17 protein-coding genes are annotated in these 20,309 nt (G+C 63.0%); 12 read left to right on the forward strand and 5 right to left on the reverse strand.

The features are described from left to right. Positions 1-112: 112 nt before the first annotated feature. Positions 113-847 carry a fumarylacetoacetate hydrolase family protein gene (locus tag F8A90_RS01070; protein WP_200018494.1) on the forward strand — a complete coding sequence of 245 codons (735 nt, stop codon included), beginning with the start codon at positions 113-115 and terminating at the stop codon, positions 845-847. Positions 848-1,005: 158 nt separating this feature from the next. On the opposite strand, the gene speA is transcribed toward F8A90_RS01070, so the two are convergent. The 3 genes from speA to F8A90_RS01085 all read right to left on the reverse strand — a co-directional run bounded on the left by speA (position 1,006) and on the right by F8A90_RS01085 (position 4,555). Then, positions 1,006-2,904, reverse strand: coding sequence for a biosynthetic arginine decarboxylase (gene speA, locus F8A90_RS01075; RefSeq protein WP_200018496.1), 1,899 nt, complete (start codon positions 2,902-2,904; stop codon positions 1,006-1,008). Between the two features lie 163 nt (positions 2,905-3,067). Beyond that, a complete protein-coding gene (locus F8A90_RS01080) occupies positions 3,068-4,030 on the reverse strand; it encodes a homoserine kinase (RefSeq protein ID WP_166019627.1) in 963 nt (320 codons plus the stop codon). A gap of 195 nt (positions 4,031-4,225) precedes the next feature. Next, the gene (locus tag F8A90_RS01085; RefSeq protein ID WP_200018499.1) at positions 4,226-4,555 is read right to left on the reverse strand and encodes a DUF2782 domain-containing protein; all 330 of its coding nucleotides are present in this window, start codon (positions 4,553-4,555) and stop codon (positions 4,226-4,228) included. Between the two features lie 271 nt (positions 4,556-4,826). On the opposite strand from F8A90_RS01085, the gene polA reads away from it, so the two are divergent. After that, positions 4,827-7,715: a DNA polymerase I gene (gene polA, locus F8A90_RS01090; RefSeq protein ID WP_200018501.1), complete on the forward strand. Its 2,889-nt coding sequence runs from the start codon at positions 4,827-4,829 to the stop codon at positions 7,713-7,715. A 113-nt stretch (positions 7,716-7,828) separates the two neighbouring features. On the opposite strand, the gene F8A90_RS01095 is transcribed toward polA, so the two are convergent. Further along, on the reverse strand, positions 7,829-8,797 hold the full coding sequence (locus tag F8A90_RS01095; protein WP_200018503.1) for a DUF4365 domain-containing protein: 969 nt from the start codon (positions 8,795-8,797) through the stop codon (positions 7,829-7,831). A 278-nt stretch (positions 8,798-9,075) separates the two neighbouring features. Between F8A90_RS01095 and F8A90_RS01100 the strand changes: the two genes are divergently transcribed. The 8 genes from F8A90_RS01100 (at position 9,076) to F8A90_RS01135 (ending at position 18,043) form a co-directional block, all read left to right on the forward strand. Then, entirely contained in the window at positions 9,076-10,611 is a 1,536-nt protein-coding gene (locus F8A90_RS01100) for a sigma-54 interaction domain-containing protein (protein WP_233593388.1), read from the forward strand. A 451-nt stretch (positions 10,612-11,062) separates the two neighbouring features. Next, positions 11,063-12,202, forward strand: coding sequence for a TRAP transporter substrate-binding protein (locus tag F8A90_RS01105; protein ID WP_233593389.1), 1,140 nt, complete (start codon positions 11,063-11,065; stop codon positions 12,200-12,202). After that, positions 12,199-12,945 (forward strand): TRAP transporter small permease subunit, encoded by a 747-nt coding sequence (locus F8A90_RS01110; RefSeq protein WP_166019631.1) that lies wholly within the window; start codon positions 12,199-12,201, stop codon positions 12,943-12,945. The genes F8A90_RS01105 and F8A90_RS01110 overlap by 4 nt, the downstream gene beginning before the upstream one ends. Then, positions 12,935-14,284, forward strand: a complete 1,350-nt coding sequence (locus F8A90_RS01115; RefSeq protein ID WP_166019632.1) for a TRAP transporter large permease — start codon at positions 12,935-12,937, stop codon at positions 14,282-14,284. The genes F8A90_RS01110 and F8A90_RS01115 overlap by 11 nt, the downstream gene beginning before the upstream one ends. An 89-nt stretch (positions 14,285-14,373) precedes the next feature. Further along, complete coding sequence (locus tag F8A90_RS01120) at positions 14,374-14,973, forward strand: hypothetical protein (RefSeq protein ID WP_200018505.1); 600 nt, start codon at positions 14,374-14,376, stop codon at positions 14,971-14,973. A 228-nt stretch (positions 14,974-15,201) separates the two neighbouring features. After that, positions 15,202-16,347 carry a 2-trimethylaminoethylphosphonate dioxygenase gene (tmpA, locus tag F8A90_RS01125; RefSeq protein ID WP_442778880.1) on the forward strand — a complete coding sequence of 382 codons (1,146 nt, stop codon included), beginning with the start codon at positions 15,202-15,204 and terminating at the stop codon, positions 16,345-16,347. Between the two features lie 20 nt (positions 16,348-16,367). Next, entirely contained in the window at positions 16,368-16,973 is a 606-nt protein-coding gene (locus F8A90_RS01130) for an HD domain-containing protein (RefSeq protein ID WP_200019821.1), read from the forward strand. Positions 16,974-17,062: 89 nt separating this feature from the next. Beyond that, positions 17,063-18,043 carry an ABC transporter substrate-binding protein gene (locus F8A90_RS01135; RefSeq protein ID WP_442778881.1) on the forward strand — a complete coding sequence of 327 codons (981 nt, stop codon included), beginning with the start codon at positions 17,063-17,065 and terminating at the stop codon, positions 18,041-18,043. A 169-nt stretch (positions 18,044-18,212) separates the two neighbouring features. Here F8A90_RS01135 and F8A90_RS01140 read toward each other — a convergent pair whose 3' ends face one another. Next, a complete protein-coding gene (locus F8A90_RS01140; RefSeq protein WP_200018507.1) occupies positions 18,213-18,473 on the reverse strand; it encodes a hypothetical protein in 261 nt (86 codons plus the stop codon). 16 nt (positions 18,474-18,489) lie between these two features. Between F8A90_RS01140 and F8A90_RS01145 the strand changes: the two genes are divergently transcribed. Both F8A90_RS01145 and F8A90_RS01150 read left to right on the forward strand, forming a co-directional pair. Further along, positions 18,490-19,269 (forward strand): amino acid ABC transporter ATP-binding protein, encoded by a 780-nt coding sequence (locus F8A90_RS01145; RefSeq protein WP_166019634.1) that lies wholly within the window; start codon positions 18,490-18,492, stop codon positions 19,267-19,269. A 95-nt stretch (positions 19,270-19,364) separates the two neighbouring features. Further along, positions 19,365-20,240, forward strand: a complete 876-nt coding sequence (locus F8A90_RS01150) for a transporter substrate-binding domain-containing protein (protein ID WP_233593390.1) — start codon at positions 19,365-19,367, stop codon at positions 20,238-20,240. Positions 20,241-20,309 lie beyond the last annotated feature (69 nt).

Here is a 20,309-nt window from a genome sequence, read left to right on the forward strand (position 1 = left end):
AATCTCGGACGTTGGTGTGGTAGTGGCAGGCTGGCGGGGCGACGTAAGATTGAGACATCTCTCACCGATCATCTTTCATTGATCCTCCATCACGCCCCGACAGGAGTTCTGCATGCCGCTTGCTCAGCGTTTCACCCCGCGTTTCAGCGATGGTCGCGTCTTCGCTCATGACCTCGGCAAGGTGGTCTGTGTTGGCCGCAATTACGCAGCCCACGCCGCGGAGCTAGGCAATGAAGTGCCCAACGAGCCGCTGTTGTTCATCAAGCCCGCCACTAGCGTGGCTCCGATGGATAAGCCGTTGGCGATCTCGAAGCGCCGTGGTCAGTATCACTACGAGGCGGAGCTGGCACTGCTGATCGGCAAGCCATTGTGCGAAGCCAGCGAAGCAGAGGCACTGGAAGCACTGGCCGGCATGGGGCTGGCGCTGGACCTCACCCTGCGTGAGCGCCAGAGCAAGCTCAAGGCCAAGGGCCAGCCATGGGAGCTGGCCAAGGCCTTCGATGGCAGCTGCCCGCTCTCCGCCTTCGTGGCGCTGGAAGGGCCGCGCTGGCGTGATGCGGATGGTGCGCTGCACGATGTCGATTTCCAGGCACTGCATTACCGCTTCAGCATCGACGGTGAGCAGCGCCAGCAGGCGGATACCAGCCTGATGCTGTTCCCGATTGCGCGTCTGCTCAGCGAGATCAGTCACAGCTTCACCCTGTTGCCCGGCGACGTGGTGCTGACCGGCACGCCGGAAGGCGTCGGCGAGTTGAATCCGGATCAGGTGCTGGCACTCGCGCTGGACGCCCCGGATGGCAGCGGTGAGATGTTGCGTGTCGAGACACGCACTCGCAGCGTGGCCTGACGCCTGGTCAAAAGTGCTCGTCGACCAGCACTCGTAGACAAATGCTCAGTGAAAGTGCCATGAGTCGCGATGAGTGACTGAAGGCGCTTGTGCAAGACACGAAAAAGCCCCTGCCGGGAGATCGGCAGGGGCTTTTCTTTTGCAGGCGAGTCTCTAGCTCAGCTCTCCAGATAGGTGTAGCCGTCGAGGCCTGCCTTCAGGTCCTCGAGCAGATCCGCCTGTTCCAGCGCATTCAGATTGGATGACTTGAGCTGACGTGCGAGGCGGGCCGCCAACTGCTCCGGGTCGAAGTTCACGTAGCGCAGCACCTGCGCCACGCTATCGCCCTGGATGGCATGGGACAGCTGCCACTGGCCGTCGTCATCGAGGCTGGCATCCACGGAATCGGTATCGCCGAACAGGTTGTGCAGATCGCCGAGGATTTCCTGATAGGCGCCGACCATGAAGAAGCCGAGCAGCTTCTCTTCATCGGCATGCCACTCCGGCAGCGGCAGGGTGGCATCCAGGCCTTGATCATCCACATAGGTATCGATGCGGCCATCGCTGTCACAGGTGATGTCCTGGATCACGCCACGCCGTGTCGGCGCGCGGTCGAGACCGGTCAGCGGCAGGATCGGGAAGATCTGCTCGATACCCCAGATGTCCGGCAGCGACTGGAACAGCGAGAAGTTGACGAACAGCTTGTCGGCCAGCTTCTCGTTGAGCTCATCGAGCACCGCGCGGTGCGAACGCTGGCGGGCATCGAGACGTCCGGCGAGGCTGCGGCACACGTTGGTGTAGATGGCCTCGGCCTCGGCACGGATGGCGATGCTCGCCAGCCCCATCACGAAGCGCTCCTGCACCTGATGCTGGGCATGCACCACGGCGTGGTAGATCTCCACCAGCTCACGTGGCTCGAGCGCACCTTCCAGTCGCGCGGCCTGGGCCCACAGTGCGGCGATCTGGGTATCATCCTCGCGCAGTGCGGGCAGCGGCAGGTCGACACGTTCCTCGCCGATCACGTCCGTCACCAGTACCGCGTGATGTGCGGTCAGGGCGCGGCCGGATTCGGAGATGATGTGCGGATGCGGCAGATCATGCGCCTCGCACACCGCGTGGAACGCCCCGACCACATAGTCGGCGTATTCGCGCATCGAGTAGTTGAGCGAGCAGGCGCTTTCCGAGCGCGTGCCTTCGTAGTCCACGCCCAGGCCACCGCCGACATCGACGATTTCCACGCCGGCACCGGCTTCATGCAGCCCCTGATAGAAGCGTGCGCACTCGGCCAGGCCGCGCTGGATGTCGCTGATGTCCGCGATCTGGGAGCCGAGGTGGAAGTGGACCAGCTTGAGGCAATCCAGCGCATCCACGTCGCGCAGGCGCTCGACCAGCGCGACGATCTGGCTCGCCGTCAGGCCGAACTTGGACTTCTCGCCGCCGGTGTTCTGCCAGTTGCCCTTGCCGATGGTGGCCAGGCGCGCGCGCAGACCGATGCGCGGCCGCACGCCGAGACGCTCGGCCTCTTCCAGCACCAGTTCCAGCTCGCTGGCCTTCTCGACCACCAGATGCACGCGATGGCCGAGCTTCTCGCCCATCAGCGCCAGACGCACGTACTCGCGGTCCTTGTAGCCGTTGCAGACGATGACCGACGGGCCGTTGTCCGACAGTGCCAGCACGGCGAGCAGTTCCGGCTTGCTGCCCGCTTCCAGGCCGACACGCCCGCGCGAGCGCTCGCTGGTCGCCAGCAGTTCCTCGACCACGCGACGCTGCTGGTTGACCTTGATCGGATAGACGGCGGTATAGCTGGCGCCATAGCCGCGCGAGCTGATGGCGGCATCGAAGGCGGCGCACAGCTGCTCGACACGGTCATGCAGGATATCGGCGAAGCGAACCAGCAGCGGCAGGCGCAGGCCCTGGGCGCGGGCCTTGTCGATCAGCGAGATCAGCGGCAGTGCAGGCGTACCCGGTTCGCCATGCGGGCGCACCAGCGTCAGGCCATCCTGGCCCACGTCGAAATAGCCGCTGCCCCACTGGTCAATGTTGTAGGTGCGGCGTGCTTCGGCTGCAAAGGAGGTCATCGCGGTCTCCGGAGATGGACGGCGTGAAGGCAAGCCCGGCGGTGCTCAGCGGTATGGGCAGCGTCGGAGAAGACAATGGCGCCCGCACGGATGCGGGCGCTCAGGGGGCGCATTATGCCTGCTGGGGAGGCGCAGGCAATCGCTTTGCCACTCGCGTGGGCATTCAGGCCGGCTGGGTGGCGTCGGGCAGTGGCAGGGCGCCTTCCTCGATGCGCCGGCCCAGCAACTGGCGATACTGTGCCGGGTCCTTCGGCGTCAGGCTGTGAGCGGGCGGGTCCACGTAGACCACCAGCAGGCGCGACAGCCAATAGCGCAGCGCGGTCATGCGCAGCATGCTCGGCCACAGACGGCGTTCGTCAGCGTTCAGCGGGCGCTCGGCCAGATAGGCGCCGAGCAGGGCGTCATAACGCGCCTGATCCAGACGGCCATCGTCGTTGGAGCACCAGTCATTGACCAGAATCGACAGATCGAAGATCAGGTCGCCGGTGCAGCCGTTGTAGAAGTCGATGATGCCGCCGAGGCGATCGCCGTCGAACAGGGTATTGTCGCGGAACAGATCGCCATGCAGCGCGCCCTGCGGCAGCTCGACACCACTGAAGACGTCTTCGCAGACATCGATCTCGTCGGCCATCAGCGCCTGGTCTTCCGGGCTCAGATAGGCCAGCACCTTGTGGTGCATCGGCTTGATCCAATGCAGGTCACGGGTGTTGGGGCGGTGGCCGGTGAAGTGCTGAGAGACGGCATGCATGCGCCCCAGCGCCGCGCCGATCTCGCGGCACTGGGCCACGTTGGGCGAGACGGGCCAGTTGCCCGGCATACGCGGGAACAGCAACGCCGGCTTGCCTGCCAGTACCTTGAGCGCCTGGCCGTCGCGGTCGTGCAGCGGGCCGGGCACCGGCAGCTGGTGCCCGGCGAGGAAGTCGAGCAGCTCGACGAAGAAGGGCAGTTCCGCATGTTCGCCCTGCTCGAACAGGGTCAGCACCATCTCACGGCGGTCGGTGGTGACGAAGAAGGTCGAGTTCTCGGTGCCGTGGGCGACATCTTCAAGCGATGTCAGCGTGCCTGCATCGTACTCTGCCAGAAATTCTGCGACCTGAGCCTCGCTCAGGGGGGTAAAGACTGCCATGGGTGACTCTTCTCGCCGAAATGTGTCCGCCCCATCAGTGGCACGCCGCTGGACCGACGCGGCGGCAATGCGCTGACAGGAGTTGTTGTAGGTATGCAGGAAGGATGCCGTCACGCCCGGGGGCAAGAGATATGCCGCGGGCGCGATGCCTGTCACTGCTGGCTCAGCTGTCGCGTGAACCAGATGCCGAGCTTATCACTTTTTCAGTGCCCAGCCGGGTACCTTGAACTGGCTGGCACTGGTGACGCTGGACTTGATGAAGTTGCCGTTGCCGTCACTGTCGAGCAGGAAGAACGGCTTGCCGCCCCGGGGGATGATCTCGATGGCGTACAGATGGCCATTGACGCGGTATTCGCGCAGCTGGCGATCATCCTGCTGACGACTGGTGATCTGCGGCTTGGGGGCCTCGCTCTCGGCGACGGCCAGCGGCGCACTCAGGGCGGTGATGGCCAGCAGCAGCCCGGTAGCCAGCAGCGTGGGCAGACGCAGCAGGGAGGACGGGACAAGGGAAGCAGTCGTGCGCATGAGAAATCTCCTGGACGCAAGGTGCGGTGCGCGGAAGTGCTGAAGGCGGGCGATGCGGCGTGATACCCGATGCCTGCCTGATGGGCGCAGTTTACGACTCTTGCCGGTGGCATGCACGATTTCGCTGAGCGCGAGCCAGGCGCGCAGGCCATGTCGTGACTGTGCCTCGCCGCAGCCCTTGCGTATCATGACAGCCATAGATGCCGAGAGAGTTTCGGCCCCGACTCTGCTTGCCCCAAGCTCACCCTTCAGCCTACGGATGCGACTGCTCATGGCCGCCACGCCGATCGTTCTCGTCGATGGATCTTCCTACCTCTATCGTGCCTTTCACGCCCTGCCGCCGCTGACCACCTCCAAGGGCCTGCCCACCGGTGCGGTGAAGGGCGTGATCAACATGCTCAAGAGCCTGATTCGCCAGTATCCGGACAGTCCCATGGCGGTGGTGTTCGACGCCAAGGGCAAGACCTTCCGCGATGACATGTACCCCGAGTACAAGGCCCAGCGTCCGCCGATGCCCGATGACCTGCGCCTGCAGGTCGAGCCGCTGCATGCCTGCGTGCGCGCGCTGGGCCTGCCGCTATTGTGCGTGGAAGGTGTCGAGGCCGATGACGTCATCGGGACTCTTGCGCGACTGGCCACCGAGGCCGGACGTGACGCCGTCATCTCCACCGGCGACAAGGACATGGCCCAGCTGGTGAACGAGCACATCACGCTGGTCAACACCATGAAGAACGAGACGCTGGACGTGGACGGCGTCACCGAGAAGTTCGGCATTCCGCCCAATCTGATCATCGATTTTCTCGCGCTGATGGGCGACAAGGTCGACAACATCCCCGGCGTGCCGGGCGTGGGCGAGAAGACCGCACTGGGCCTGCTGCAGGGCATGGGCGGCGGTCTTGACACCATCTACGGTGACCTCGATCGCATCAAGACGCTCAGCTTCCGCGGCGCCAAGACCCTGGCCAAGAAGATGGAAGCGCATCGCGAGGATGCCTATCTCTCCTATCGTCTCGCCACCATCAAGCTGGACTGCGAGCTGGAGCATGGCCTGGATGACCTCGCGATCGCCGCGCCGGACACCGCCGCGCTGGTCGAGCTCTACCGCGAGATGGAGTTCAAGGCCTGGCTGAAGGAGCTGCTGGAAGGCGGCGACATGGCGGCCACGCCGCACGCCGACGAGAAGGACAGCGGGGTCGCCGGTGGTGATCTGTTCGGCGACAGCATCGCGCCGGTCGCGGACAAGGCCTCCGCCAAGGGCAAGGCCGCCGCTGCACCGACGCCTGAGCTGGATGCGGCGGGTGACGAGGACGAGATGCCCGAGGCGCTGCCGCCGCGTGAGGAGCGCAACTACCGCGCCATCACCGAGCAGGCAGAGCTGGACGCGTGGCTGGAGCGCGTGCGCAACGCCACCTCGCTGTGCTTCGACCTCGAGACCACCAGCCTCAACTACATGGAAGCCGAGATCGTCGGCATCGGCATGGCGCTGGAGGTCGGCGAGGCCGTCTACATCCCCGTCGCCCACAGCTACCTGGATGCCCCCGCGCAGCTGGATCGCCAGGCCGTGCTGGAGGCGCTGACGCCGATTCTCGCCGATACCGCCATCACCAAGATCGGCCAGAACCTCAAGTACGACATCGAGGTGCTGGCGCGCTATGACATCGCGGTGGCCGGCCCGCTGGCCGACACCATGCTGATGTCCTACGTGCTCAACTCCACCGCGACCCGTCACGACATGGACTCGCTGGCGCTCAAGTATCTGGGCGAGAGCACCATCAGCTTCACCGACATCGCCGGCAAGGGCGCCAAGCAGCTGACGTTTGACCAGATCGCGCTGGAAGAGGCGATGCCGTATGCCTGCGAGGATGTCGACATCACCCTGCGCCTCGCCGCGCTGCTGATGCCGCGCATCGAGAAACTGGGGCGTCTGGGTGAGGTGCTACGTGATTACGAATACCCGCTGATTCCGGTGCTGGCGCGCATCGAGCGCAACGGCGTCGCGATCGACCCCGAGCGCCTGCACGTCCAGACCCGTGAGCTGACCGAGCAGATCCACGACATCGAGAAGCAGGCCTTCGAGCTGGCGGGCCGCGAGTTCAATCTCTCCTCGCCCAAGCAGCTGGGCGAGATCCTCTTCGAGGAGCAGAAGCTGCCGGTCAAGAAGAAGACCCCCAAGGGTGCGCCGTCCACCGCCGAAGCCGTGCTTGAGGAGCTGGCGCTGGACTACCCGCTGCCCAAGCTGATCATGCGCCATCGCGGCATGACCAAGCTCAAGAGCACCTACACCGACAAGCTGCCGCAGCTGGTCAACCCGACCACGCGTCGCCTGCACACCAGCTACCATCAGGCCGTCACTGCCACCGGGCGTCTGTCCTCGTCAGACCCGAACCTGCAGAACATCCCGGTGCGCAGCGAAGAGGGGCGTCGCATTCGTCAGGCCTTCATCGCACGCCCGGGCTATCGCATCGTCGCGGCGGATTACTCGCAGATCGAGCTGCGCATCATGGCGCACCTCTCCGGTGACAAGGGCCTGCTCTCGGCCTTCGCCGACAATCGCGACGTGCACGCCGCCACCGCGGCGGAAGTCTTCGGCACCGAGGAAGCGAAGGTCAGCAGTGACCAGCGTCGCAGCGCCAAGGCCATCAACTTCGGACTGATCTATGGCATGTCCGCCTGGGGCCTCTCGCGTCAGCTGGATATCGACCCCGGCCAGGCCAAGACCTACATCGAGCGCTACTTCGAGCGCTATCCGGGCGTCGCCACCTATATGGAAGACACTCGCCATCTCGCCGCCGAGCAGGGCTATGTCGAGACCATCTTCGGCCGTCGTCTCTACCTGCCGGAAATCGGCTCGCGCAATCACGCGCGCCGCAGCGCCGCCGAACGCACCGCCATCAACGCCCCGATGCAAGGCAGCGCCGCCGACATCATCAAGCGCGCCATGATAGACGTGGACGCCTGGCTGGCGGGCAATGACGGTGACAAGGCGTACGACGCCATGATGGTCATGCAGGTACACGATGAACTCGTCTTCGAAGTCGCCGAAGCGCAGGTCGAAGACTTCATGAAAGACGTCGCCCAGCGCATGCAGAACGCCGCCTCCCTTGACGTCCCGCTGCTCGTCGAAGTCGAGCAAGGCGACAACTGGGAAGAAGCGCATTAACGCCTAAGTTTTAGTTATAACTTAATGTGGAGAAGTTTATTGATGTAGTAGATGCATGAGCTATACCCCCATATGAGCCTAGCCTCATGTGGGGGCTGCTTGTATTTATCCCTCTAGGTGCTGGTTTTTTCTTCAGGAGGATATGAAGTAAGCAGTGCTAGGTACGATGGCATAAACCACTCTCTAACTAACTCTTCATACATATTCGATAAGTTGGTTAGTCGATGCCATATATAATGAGAGCAGTATTCTAGAAACTGCTCTTTCTCAGCTGGGTCTATACCTTCGTTTATGGCTTTCTCCAGTTCTATAAGCTCTTTGTGAGACCATTGTATTGGTTGCCAAAATTCATGACCGCTCCATATGTCTTGCTTCAAAGAAATTGTGGTGAAAGTTTTAATCATGCTAATGGTGTCTTCGAAAGAGATTAAGTGTGGTGAAGCAGCGACGCCTTGTAGGCGTAAAATTTCTTTGAGTTGATAGTTAAATAATGAAAAGGCTCCGTACATTTTAGAGCGCTTACCATATGCGCGAAAAGCTACGAGTGAATCTTCGTTATCCAGTATTTCATTTGCCGTAGGGATATATATCGTTTTTGAGGTTTTTTTAAAATAAGAAGGATCTTCGGGTATTAGAATTTTGTCTATATAATCGTTGAGGCATACAAAGAAAGACTTTTCAGTATTAGTGTCAACAAGTATAAGTAATACTGGGATGGCGATGCCCATCGATTGAATTGTCAATATATCTGACATATCTAACTGGAACTTTGCAACTTCTATTTCTTTGTAGTCATCTTTGTTTTCATGTAAGGCCCCCTTCGAAACATTACCACGACTATAGACTCTTCTCGTAGTGTAGCTTATGCAATCTGAAGATTTAAGTTGAACAAAAAAGTTCTCACCAAGAGTTTCAGTAGTCTTCTGATCATCATCGACGAAATCAAATAGTTCTATTACGCAGTCTATCCCATAGTCTGCTCCATATGTATGAACGACCCATTCCTTGGGAAGTTTTTCCCTAAGGACTCTAATGGAGATATCTTCTTTCACTTGATTTAGTGACCTTCGTTTCTTTTGCATATTTTGATTCGTCCTCTGTTGTTTGATCGATTAGGCATTGATGCATTAGTAAGGTGGTATAAGTATTGCTGATATGTATTAAAAATACGATGACCGAGCCCCCTACGACCACTGGCTACGTTGATCCTTGGCGGCGGTAGGCCGATGCTGTGGATGGTGTCCGGTTTTCCGGACGCTGGCTGCGGAATGGCGCGGCTCATAACAATCAGATCCGGCGGGTGTCGGTGGCGGCATGATGGCTACCCACGATGACCGGACACGCCAAGGGAGAGTCGGTGATGGCTCAGCAGATGCCAGTGTCAGGCGCGGCGGGTGGAGCGAAGGCGGCTGCCCCGCTGCGCAACGATTCACCTGCCACCTCGATTCATGTCGAGCGGGCGCGTCGCGAGTTGTTGCGAGCCGCGATGGATGCGGTGGAGGAGTGGGTGGTGGTGGTGGATGCCCAGGGCGGTATCCAGTTTCTGAATGCGCCCTATGCCGAGTTTCTCGGGGTGGAGGCCAGCGAGGTGCTGGGGCGCGATGTCAGCGAGGTGATCGAGAACACCCGCATGCACGAGGTGCTGGAAAGCGGCCGCGCAGAGCTGGCCCAGCTGCAGTTGATTCGTGGCCACCACATGATTGCCCACCGTTACCCCATCTTCCGCGATGGCGAGCTGATCGGCGCCATCGGCTCGGTGCTCTATCACGACACCTGGGAATGGCGGCAGGTGAATGCTCAGGTTCAAGCGCTGGAAGCGGAGGTGGACTATTACCGTCAGGCGCTGGAAACCCCCAACGGTGCCCGCTGGCAGCTGAGTGACATCATCGGCGACTCACCCGCCATGCGTGAGCTGGCCTGCAAGGTGCGCAAGATCGCCCCCGGCGGTGCCTCGGTGTTGATCCGTGGCGAGTCCGGCACCGGCAAGGAGCTGTATGCCCATGCGCTGCATCGCAGCTCGGCGCGCGCCAAGGGGCCCTTCATCAAGCTCAACTGCGCGGCGATTCCCGAAGCGCTGCTGGAAGCGGAGCTGTTCGGCTATGAAGAAGGCGCCTTCACCGGCGCCAGGCGCGGCGGCAAGCCGGGCAAGTTCCAGCTCGCGGATGGCGGCACCCTGTTTCTCGATGAGGTCGGTGACATGCCACTGGCGATGCAGGCCAAGCTGTTGCGCGTGCTGCAGGACCGCGAGGTCGAGGCGGTTGGCGCGACACGGCTGGTCAGCGTCGATGTGCGAGTCATCGCCGCCACGCATCGCCCGCTGGAAGCGCTGGTCGAGAGCGGCGAATTCCGTGAAGATCTCTTCTATCGCATCAACGTGGTGCCACTGCAGGTACCGCCGCTGCGCGAGCGCCGCGATGATCTGCCGACCCTGGCCACGCATCTGCTGTCACGCCTGGCGCGTCGTAGTGGCCGTCGTCCGCCGATGCTTTCTACCGCCGCCCTCGAGCGCCTGTGCGCGCATCACTGGCCCGGCAACGTGCGCGAGCTGGAAAACGTCCTCGAAGCCGCTTTCTATCTCGGCGGCAGCCATATCCAGCCGACCGATCTGCCGGATGCCATCGGTTCCCGGCATGGCGATGCCCGGCACGCCGCTACCCCTCAAAGCGACTTGTCCACAGCCGCTTCAGCGTCCGAGTCGTCCACAACTGCTCGGGAAGCGCACACGACGCCGGCCACGCTGCGTGAGGCGATGGCCCGTGCGGAGCGCCAGTTGATCGAGAACGCGCTGCGCGCCGCCGAGGGCAATCGCACCCGCGCCGCCCGTCAGCTCGGCATCGCCAAGTCCTCGCTCTACGAGAAGCTCAACCGGCATGGGCTGTTGGCCGAAACGCCCTGATCGAGGAGCAAGTCACCCTCCTACCACCAATGAGTGGTCAAAGTGTCCGGAAATTCGGTCAGTGACCGGAATTCCGGACGCTTTGCGTTTCTCGCCACCCCACGCCGTGCCTGCCCGCATGGGGCCTGCATTCCTCTATCGGCATATGCGACAGGAGTCGTAGACAGCATTCATGTCAGCGCGAGACCTTGGTCGCAGCCTTGGCGATCTGAGCGTCCGGCTTTCCGGACGCTGTCGCGAGCCGACACTGCCGCGCAGGGCGCGGTGAGTCGCTTCGCGCGGGCCTTGCTCTCGTAGCTCTCTGAAATCATTGACGTTGTTGTGGCGTGGTCAGGCGCTTGCGTTGTCGATGGGTAAGTTGACGTAAGCGTCATCTTGCAATGTGGCTCATGTCCAGAAAGCCACAAGCCGTACGACCAGCGAGCACAACAACAAATCAGGGAGCCGCACCATGTCGCAACACGCCACGCCACATACTTCAGCGTCACACCTGTCGACGCCGACCCGCCGCCTGCGCCTCGGAGCTGCCATTGCGGCGGCCGTGGCCACCACTACCTTGATGGCCGCCGCGCCAGCCCAGGCGGAAGGGCCGAAACAGCTCGACGTCGCCAGTACCTTCTCGACTAAGAACTTCCTCGGTGCCGGTGCCGTGCGCCTGTCCGAGGAACTCAAGAGCGCCACCGGTGGCGAAGTCGGCCTGCGCGTGCACGAGCCAGGCGATCTCGTGCCAGCCTTCGAAGTCTTCAATTCCGTCTCTTCCGGTGCGGTACAGGCCGGTTGGGACTGGATGGGCTACTGGGCCGGCACGGTGCCGATCACCAACCTCTACGGCGCACTGCCGTTCGGCCCGAGCCCGGAAGCCTTCATGTCCTGGATGTGGGCCGGTGAGGGCACCGAGCTGGTCCAGGCCGCCTACGACCCCTACGGCGTGAAGGTGCTGCCGTGCTTCATCTCTCCGCAGGAGACGGGCGGCTGGTACAACAAGGAAATCAACTCGCCGGAGGACTTCAAGGGCCTGTCGATGCGCATCTCCGGCCTCGGCGCCAAGGTGCTCAACAAGCTGGGCGCCTCGACCCAGCTGGTGCCGGGCAGCGAGATCTACCTCGCGCTGGAGCGTGGCCGTGTCGATGCCACCGAGTTCTCGGTGCCGCAGGTCGATCAGGCGATGGGCTTCAATGAAGTCGCCAAGTACTACTACTTCCCGGGTTGGCACCAGAGCGCCAGCTGGTTCTCGCTGCTGATCAACCAGCAGGTATGGGACAGCTACAGCGATGAGCGCAAGGCGCAGTTCCAGACCGCCTGCCGCGCGACCCTGCAGTGGGCGATGGCCGAAGCGCCGCCGGCTCAGGTGCGGGCAATCCATGAGCTCGAGGAGAAGGGTGTCGAGGTCAAGCGCTTCCCGGAGCCGGTGATGACCGCGCTGCAGAAGGCATGGGGGGAAGTGCTGGAAGAAGAAAAGCAGACCAATCCGGACTTCGCCAAGGCCTACGACTCGCTGATGAAGCACGCGGCCCTGATCGATGAATGGTACAAACTGCAGGCCATGCCGCAGCCGATGGCCATGAAGGATGACGGGGGCAGCGCACAATGACCGACCCCCGCCTTGCGCCCTGGCGGGCACAGGGCGGGGCGGTGTGTGGCGCCCTGGGCCGACCGCTGGTCGGCCTGGGGCTGTGGGTGGGTCGCTGGACCAGCTGGTTGGGTCTGGCGATCATCCTGGCCGTGCTCACCACCGTCACGCTCAACGCCCTGGGCATCAATGAAATCGCCAACTGGGGGTCGCCCGATGTGCTGCTGTTCGGCACCGCGATCACCATCAATTCCGTCACCGAGTTGCAGTGGCACCTGTTCGGTATCCTCACGCTCTTCGGTGGCACCTACGCCCTGCACAGCGACACGCATGTGCGGGTCGATCTGTTCTACCAGCGTCTCTCGCCGCGCGGACGCGCCGTGGTCGATATCCTCGGCCACCTCATCATGCTGATTCCCTTCTGCCTGCTGATCGCCTGGCTGTCCAAGCACTTCGTCACCATGTCCTACATGTCCGGCGAGAAGTCCAACTACGGCGGGCTGGTGGACCGCTATCTGATCAAGGCGATGCTGCCGGCGGGGCTGGTGTTTCTCGCCCTCGGCGCGCTGGGGCAGATCTTCGAGAACCTGGCCTGCCTGTTCGACCCGGCGCGCACTCCTGAGCGCCTGAAGGACCACGAGATTGCCAGTCTGTCCGGCCTTGCACCTCAGTCAGGCGCGATGCAGGACACCGCAGCACACGAGACGGCCGGCACGACGGCACCCAAGAGTCCTGCAGACGGGAGCCATGACGATGCTCGCTGAATACGCCTTGCCCATCACCATGGTGGTGGCACTTCTGATCGGTATCTTCTCCGGCTATCCGGTAGCCTTCCTGCTCGGCGGGTTGGGCATCCTGTTCGCCTTCATCGGTGATATTCCGCTGCCGTTTCTCGGCACCGTCGGCTCGCGCATCTTCGGCGGCGTGATCGAGAACTGGCTGCTGATCGCGATCCCGCTGTTCGTGTTCATGGGGCTGATGCTGGAAAGCTCCGGCGTGGCGCGCAATCTGTTGATGACGCTTCAGCGCCTGTTCGGTCGCGTGCATGGCGGTCTGGCCGTCTCGGTGGCGCTGCTGGGCGTGGTGATGGCGGCCAGTACCGGCATCATCGGCGCCTCGGTGGTCATGCTGGGTCTGCTGGCGCTGCCGGTGATGCTGGGGCAGGGCTACAAGGCCGAGATGGCCTGTGGCGTGATCGCGGCCTCCGGCACCCTGGGTATCCTGATTCCACCCTCGATCATGCTGGTGCTGATGGGCTCCATCCTGCAGATCTCGGTGGGGGCGCTGTTCAAGGCGGCGCTGATTCCGGGGTTGATGCTCGGCGCGCTCTACGTGGCCTATCTGTTGATCACCGCCAAGCTGCGTCCGGACTGGGCACCGCTGCCGGACCAGTCGCTGCTCGGCACCGACAAGACACCGCTGCCGCTGGCATTGTTGCGTGACCTGCTCGGCCCGATGGTGCTGATCGTCGCGGTGCTGGGCTCGATCATGACCGGTATCGCCACGCCCACCGAGGCCGCGGCCATCGGCGCGGGCGGCAGTCTGCTGCTGGCGCTGGTGATGGGCGGGCTGTCCTTCTCCACCCTGCGCAATACGCTCAGGGACACCTCGCGCACCAGTGCGATGATCCTGTTCGTCGTCATCGGCGCGACCTGCTTCTCGGTGGTCTTCAAGCGCCTGGGCGGTGACTACCTGATCGAGGATGTCATCACCGGCACCGGCCTTGGCCCCTACGGCCTGCTGTTGCTGCTGATGGGGCTGATCTTCGTGCTCGGTTTCTTCCTCGAGTGGATCGAGATCAGCTTCGTGGTGCTGCCGCTGGTGGCGCCGGTGGTCGAGGCGCTGGACTTCGGGCTCGGGCTTTCCGGCCAGGGGCTGCTGGTGTGGTTCGCGATCCTGGTCGCCATCAACCTGCAGACGAGTTTCCTGACGCCACCCTTCGGCTATGCGCTGTTCTACCTCAAGGGCATCACCGCCGGGCAGGTGTCCATCGGCACCATCTATCGCTCGATTCTGCCCTTCGTCGGCCTGCAGCTGGCGGGGCTGGTGCTGTGCATGCTGTTCCCGGCGCTGGTGCTGTGGCTGCCGGGGCTGATGCCATGAGTGCCGTCTACCATACCGTCTACCACGACAGGGAAGTAGCGTGTGCGGCGAGTGCGTGATCGCTGGAGCGAGCTATCAGGGAGAACGAGATGCTGCCACGACGCAGGGTATTGATCGCGGGGCAGGGGGAGTGGCTGGAGGCCATGGCGCGCACCTTCCTGGAAGATGGCGCCATCATCGCCCTGATGGGCATCGCCCAGGCGGATCTCGAACGGGTGCTGGATGCCCTGGGCGGTGAGCAGTCGGACCGTTTCGGCCAGGTGGTCGGCGAGGGCTGCTTCGAGACACTGGTGGCGCGTCTCGGGCGTCTCGATGTGCTGGTCTGCATGCCGCCGCAGGCCGTGGCCGGACAGTCGCTGGAAGCCTGTCTGGTCGCGCAGGTCGCCGGGCCCGGCGCGCTGCTCAAGGCGGCCTGTGCGCGCATGCTGCGTCACGGCGGCCGTCTGCTGGCCGTGGCGCCACCGCTGTCCTCGCCGCTTCCCTCGCAGGAGCCTCATGGCACTGCCATGGCGCAGGCGGCACTGGGGGAATTGATCCAGCGTCTCGCATCACGTGCCCCTGACAAGGTGCGCGCCAATCTGCTGTGCCCCGAGGGCAGCAGACCGGACGCCGTGGCAGAGTGCGCGCGTTTTCTGGCCGGTGGTGCCGGGCGGGCGCTCAACGGGCAGGTGCTGCATCTGAGCGATTGATCGCCTGTCATGCGACAAGACGCGGCCGTGGCAATCAATGCCACGGCCGCATCTTGTCGTCTGCTGGTCTGACATATGGCCAATTTCATCAAGTATTCGTCCAATATCATCAATCCACACGGTCGATAGAGGCATAAGGTAAAGGGGATATATACCTGACCAGCCTCTGTGAGCGGGCACCTGCCAGACATTACCCTCGTGCCGCTCCCCCGCCGTGGAGACCCTCAAGTGCCCAGCACCCTGCCTTCCGTCTGTCTGCAAGATCATGGACAACAACTGCACCTGAGTCATGCCGAGGGCGATCTGACCCTCGAGGCGCTCTGGCTGCGCGAGCGGAGTCCTGATGACGCGACGCTGGATTCCCTGACCGGCCAGCGCCTGATCGAAGCGGCGGACCTGCCGCTGGAGCTGAGCCTGAGCGAGGCGCAACTGGACGGCGATACGCTGTCGCTGGCCTTCAGTGACGGTCATGCGACGAGCTTCTCGCTGGCGTCGCTGCTGGCGGAATGTCGAGCGCCGCAGGCCTATGAGGACATGACCTTCTGGAAGGGGGATCTATCCCGGCTGCCCGAGACGGACTTCGGGGCGGCGCTGGAAGATGACGCAGCTCTGCTGGACATGCTCACGCAGTTGCAGCGCTTCGGCTTCGTGCGGGTCAGTGGCGTGCCGAACACGGAAGATGGCATGCAGAGCCTGATCCATCGCATCGGGCCGTTGCGCCGCACCAACTGGGGCGGTATCGCCGACGTGAAATCCGTCGCCAATGCCTATGACCTGACCATGACCCAGCGCGGGCTGGAACCGCATACCGACAATCCCTACCGCGACCCGATTCCCGGCTATATCTGGCTGCACTGTCTGTGCAATGCCGGTATCGGCGGCGACAGCACGCTGGTGGATGGCTTCAGTGCCGCCGAGCACCTGCGACGCGAAGACCCCGAGGCCTTCGCCTGCCTGACCGAGGTCACGCCCGGTTTCCGCTATCACGACGCGACCACGCGCCTGGAGAGCGAGGGCCCGCTGATCGAGCTGGACAGTCGTGGTCAGGTGGCCCGAGTACGTTTCTCCAACCGTACCGAGCGGGTGCCGGCGCTGCCGAGCGCGACCCTGCGCCGTTACTACGCGGCCCGTCAGGCGTTCTACCGCCTGATTTCCGGTGACGACTTCACGCTGCACCTCAAGCTGGCGCCGGGCCAGATGCTGATCATGGACAACTACCGCTTGTTCCATGGTCGCAGTGCCTTCCAGCTGGAAGGCGGTGTCCGGCATATGCGTCAGGGTTACGTGGACCGCGATTCCACCGCCAGCCGGCGTCTGCTGCTGGCCGATCAGCTCAGCGGTCAGCCGGACATCAAGGAGGAGGCCACCGCATGAGTCAGCTAGATAATGTTCCGATGACACAGGCTCGCTTCCGCAGTTTCGAGGAAAGCACGCATGCCGAGTGGGCGCTGATCGATGCGCGCTTCCGGGACTACCAGTCCGACGCCTGTCGGCGCGTGCTCGAACATCTGGGGCGTCTCAAGGGCGATCATCACGGCTACCCGGTGGACCGCTACGAACACTGCCTGCAGACCGCCACCCGCGCACTGCGCGCCGGCGCCGATGAGGAGATGGTGGTCTGCGCGCTGCTGCATGACATCGGTGATGACCTCGCGCCGGCCAATCATGCCGAGATCGCCGCCGGTATCCTCGAACCGTTCATCGACCCGCTCAATACCTGGATGATTCGTCATCACGAGCTGTTCCAGGGCTATCACTACCGCGAATTCTTCGGGCAGGACCGCCACGCCCGCGAGGCCCATGCCGGGCATCCCGCTTATGAACGCACCGTGCGCTTCTGCGACGAATGGGACCAGACCAGCTTCGACCCCGAATACGACACCCTGCCGCTTGAGCATTTCATCCCGATGCTTGCGCGCGTGATGGCACGCGAACCTTTCGGTGGCCTGCCGGAACTGGTGTCTGCGTTTCCGGCTGAAGCCCCCGCGCAAGACACGTAAGACCCCGCCTGGCACTCCCCATTGGCACTCACCATTGTCACTCACGACAACAAGGCCCGGCTCGACCGGTGCTGACAAGGAACGACAAGATGAAGCGACCCCTGACCTGCCTGACATCCTCTCCGATGCGCGGTGCCCGCCGTGGACTCGTCACGCTCGGCGCACTGCTGCTCAGCACGGCAACGCTGGCGGCCCCTGCCCAGGACAAGGACGACACCCTGACACTCATCGTGCCGCCCTGGCCTGGCGTCACCGTCAAGAGCGAGATCGTCGCCCGGATTCTCGCCCCGCTGGGGTATGACGTGGAGCGACAGGAAGTCAGCTCCACCGTCGGCTACAACACCCTGACCACCGGCGACAGCGATGCCTTCCTCGCCGGCTGGCTGCCAGCCCAGCAGGACAGCTACGACGCGGCCATGGCGGCCGGGGCGATCACGGATCTCGGCAACAACGTCACCGGTGCCCGGATGGGCTTCGCGGTGCCGGGCTATGTCTATGACGCGGGTATCCACAGTGCGGCGGATCTGGCCGCCCATGCCGATGAATTCGATGAGACCATCTACTCCATCGAAAGTGGCTCCACCATCAGCGACATGCTCAATGGCGCCATCGACGATGATGTCTATGGCCTGGGTGACTGGGATGCGATGGAATCCTCGACGCCGGGCATGCTCAGCGAGGTGCGTGCCGCCCAGCGCGAGCAACGCTGGATCGCCTTCTACGGCTGGACACCGCACTGGATGGTGCCGGAATTCGACACCCATATCCTGGAAGACCCGGAATCGGTATTCGGCCCGGACAATGGCGCCAGTGACGTCAAGACCGTCGTGCGCACCGCCTACGCCGAAGCCAATCCCAACCTGACACGCTTTCTCGATCAGCTGGTCTTCAGCTCCGAGGAGCAGAGCGACTTCATCCTCGAATACAGCCTGAAGGAGCGTGACCTCGATGAGGTGGCGCACGACTGGCTGGCTGCCCACCCGGATCGGCTGGCGGAGTTTCTGGATGGCGTGACCACGCGCGAGGGGGAGGATGCCGTCGCTGCCGTGAAGGCCAGCCTGCAGGACTGATATCGCCACACTATCGCGATGACAACACGGGGCGAGGGCTGCAAGGGCTCCGCCCCGTGTTGCGTTGCTGCGTCGCTCATGGGGCGCGCACGCCATGGCGCGTCCGCCATTTGCCCAACCTCAGGCGCGGGATGAGGCAAAGTGGAACGTCTCTTGCTATACAACTGTATCAATAGGCTTTCGCGTGATCGCTGTACTCGCAGCCTGACGCGGTGAGGCTGGCGTCTTCCAGCCATCGCCGGCCTGACCAGAGAGCCTCAGGGCGCACCGTGATGGTGCCCCGTGCCGATACAGGCTGCACGATCGCCCATCCATCGCCACCCACTCGTGAGTCGCTGATGACTATCTCTTCCTCGAAGGTATCTCCCATGAACCGCTCGATGACCGTAGACAGCACAGGCATCTCCCCATCGCAGACAACGAATGACATGGCCCCGGGTCGGCCAATGGCTCCCGCTTCCTCACGTGTCGTCGTGGAGGCCAACCATATCGTCAAGCATTACGGTGATCTGGCCGTGCTGCACGACATCTCCTTGCGCGTGAAGGAAGGCACCGTCACCACCATCATCGGCGCCAGTGGCTCCGGCAAGAGCACCTTGCTGCGTTGCATGAATCTGCTCGAACGCCCCGACGGGGGAGAGCTCTCGATCGCCGATGAGCATGTGCGCTTCCAGCGCGACAGCCGTGGCGGCCTCGTGGGCCTGGATCGTCGTCAGATCCAGCGGCTGCGTACCAAGGTCACCATGGTCTTTCAGCAGTTCAACCTCTGGCCTCACCTGACCGTGCTCGGCAATGTCACCGAGGCACCGATGCGCGTGAAGGGCATGTCGCGGCGCGAGGCGACGCGCATCGCGGAGCACTATCTGGAGCGCGTCGGCATGCTGGAGCGCGCCGATACCTATCCGGCATTTCTCTCCGGTGGTCAGCAGCAGCGGGTCGCGATCGCTCGCGCCCTGGCGATGGAGCCGCGCGTGCTGCTCTTCGATGAGCCGACCTCGGCACTGGACCCGGAGCGCGTCAGCGAAGTGCTCAGCGTCATCAGAAGCCTTGCCGACGAAGGCCGCACCATGCTGATGGTGACGCATGAGATGGCCTTCGCCAGAGAGGTCTCCGATCAGATCGTGTTCCTCGATGAGGGCAGGGTGGGCGTGGCCGGAAGTCCCGAGGAGGTCTTCGAGCGAACCACGCACGAGCGCTGCCGCCGCTTCATCGCCCCGGCGGCCTGAGCTTCCCCGTAGCACTTCCCCTCTTGTCGCACCCCGTCATGGATCTCCTCGCCATGACGCAGATGGACCCACAACAATAGCCAGGAGATGGCCTGATGATCTTGAAGAACGATGCTGGATTCGCTGCCAAGACACCTTCACTGACCGCGCGTGGAACGCGTTCTGCCTCGACTTCCACATTTGCGCTGCGCAAGCTGGCCGGTGCACTGATGATGGGGGGACTGGCACTGGGTGGCCTGACGCTTGGCGCCGCCCAGGTGCACGCCGCCGACACGCTCAAGGTCGGTATTTCCGCCGAACCTTACCCGCCCTTTACCTATACCTCCGCCAGCGGCGAGTGGACCGGCTTCGAAGTGGAGCTGGCCAACGCGATCTGTGACGCCATGCAACGTGAGTGCGAGATTACCCCCACAGGCTGGAGCGGCATCATTCCCTCGCTGAAGGCCGGTCGTATCGACATGATCATGAATTCGATGACCATCACCAAGGCCCGCGAGAAGGTCATCGATTTCAGCATCCCCTATTACAACTCGCCGGGCGCCTATGTCGCTTCCAAGGATCTCGATATCGAGATTCCCGAAGGGCTCGACGGCAAGATACTCGGCACCCAGGCCGCGACCACCCACGCCAACTTCGCCCGCAAGGCACTGAGAAGCACCGGCGTCGATGTGCGTCTGTATGACCAGCAGGAGCAGGTCAACAGTGATCTGCTGGCCGGGCGCGTGGACGCGATTCTGGCCGATGAGATCGCCATGAGTGCGCTGATCAAGCGCGACGAGGCCAGCAACTTCGAGATCAAGGCCACCACACCGCAACATGAGGCCTACGGGATCGGTGCCGGTATCGGGGTACGCAAGGAGGATGGCGCGCTGAAGGATGCGCTCGATGGGGCCATCAAGCAGGTCTACGCGGACGGCACCTGCACGGCGCTCTCGAACAAGTACTTCGATACCGATGTCTGCCTGGGCTGATCGCGGCACGTCTCGCAGACCTGCCTTGCCTGCCTGAAAAGGTTGCCCACGCTCACGCGGTCGGATGCA

Origin of the sequence: Cobetia sp. cqz5-12 (assembly GCF_016495405.1) — a bacterium.
Lineage (GTDB): Bacteria > Pseudomonadota > Gammaproteobacteria > Pseudomonadales > Halomonadaceae > Cobetia.

Coding starts and splice junctions, on each gene's coding strand:
- F8A90_RS01070 (WP_200018494.1), top strand. CDS start 113: ATGCCGCTTGCTCAGCGTTTCACCCCGCGTTTCAGCGATGGTCGCGTC.
- speA (WP_200018496.1), bottom strand. CDS start 2,904: ATGACCTCCTTTGCAGCCGAAGCACGCCGCACCTACAACATTGACCAG.
- F8A90_RS01080 (WP_166019627.1), bottom strand. CDS start 4,030: ATGGCAGTCTTTACCCCCCTGAGCGAGGCTCAGGTCGCAGAATTTCTG.
- F8A90_RS01085 (WP_200018499.1), bottom strand. CDS start 4,555: ATGCGCACGACTGCTTCCCTTGTCCCGTCCTCCCTGCTGCGTCTGCCC.
- polA (WP_200018501.1), top strand. CDS start 4,827: ATGGCCGCCACGCCGATCGTTCTCGTCGATGGATCTTCCTACCTCTAT.
- F8A90_RS01095 (WP_200018503.1), bottom strand. CDS start 8,797: ATGCAAAAGAAACGAAGGTCACTAAATCAAGTGAAAGAAGATATCTCC.
- F8A90_RS01100 (WP_233593388.1), top strand. CDS start 9,076: ATGGCTCAGCAGATGCCAGTGTCAGGCGCGGCGGGTGGAGCGAAGGCG.
- F8A90_RS01105 (WP_233593389.1), top strand. CDS start 11,063: ATGTCGCAACACGCCACGCCACATACTTCAGCGTCACACCTGTCGACG.
- F8A90_RS01110 (WP_166019631.1), top strand. CDS start 12,199: ATGACCGACCCCCGCCTTGCGCCCTGGCGGGCACAGGGCGGGGCGGTG.
- F8A90_RS01115 (WP_166019632.1), top strand. CDS start 12,935: ATGCTCGCTGAATACGCCTTGCCCATCACCATGGTGGTGGCACTTCTG.
- F8A90_RS01120 (WP_200018505.1), top strand. CDS start 14,374: ATGCTGCCACGACGCAGGGTATTGATCGCGGGGCAGGGGGAGTGGCTG.
- F8A90_RS01130 (WP_200019821.1), top strand. CDS start 16,368: ATGACACAGGCTCGCTTCCGCAGTTTCGAGGAAAGCACGCATGCCGAG.
- F8A90_RS01135 (WP_442778881.1), top strand. CDS start 17,063: ATGAAGCGACCCCTGACCTGCCTGACATCCTCTCCGATGCGCGGTGCC.
- F8A90_RS01140 (WP_200018507.1), bottom strand. CDS start 18,473: ATGTCATTCGTTGTCTGCGATGGGGAGATGCCTGTGCTGTCTACGGTC.
- F8A90_RS01145 (WP_166019634.1), top strand. CDS start 18,490: ATGGCTCCCGCTTCCTCACGTGTCGTCGTGGAGGCCAACCATATCGTC.
- F8A90_RS01150 (WP_233593390.1), top strand. CDS start 19,365: ATGATCTTGAAGAACGATGCTGGATTCGCTGCCAAGACACCTTCACTG.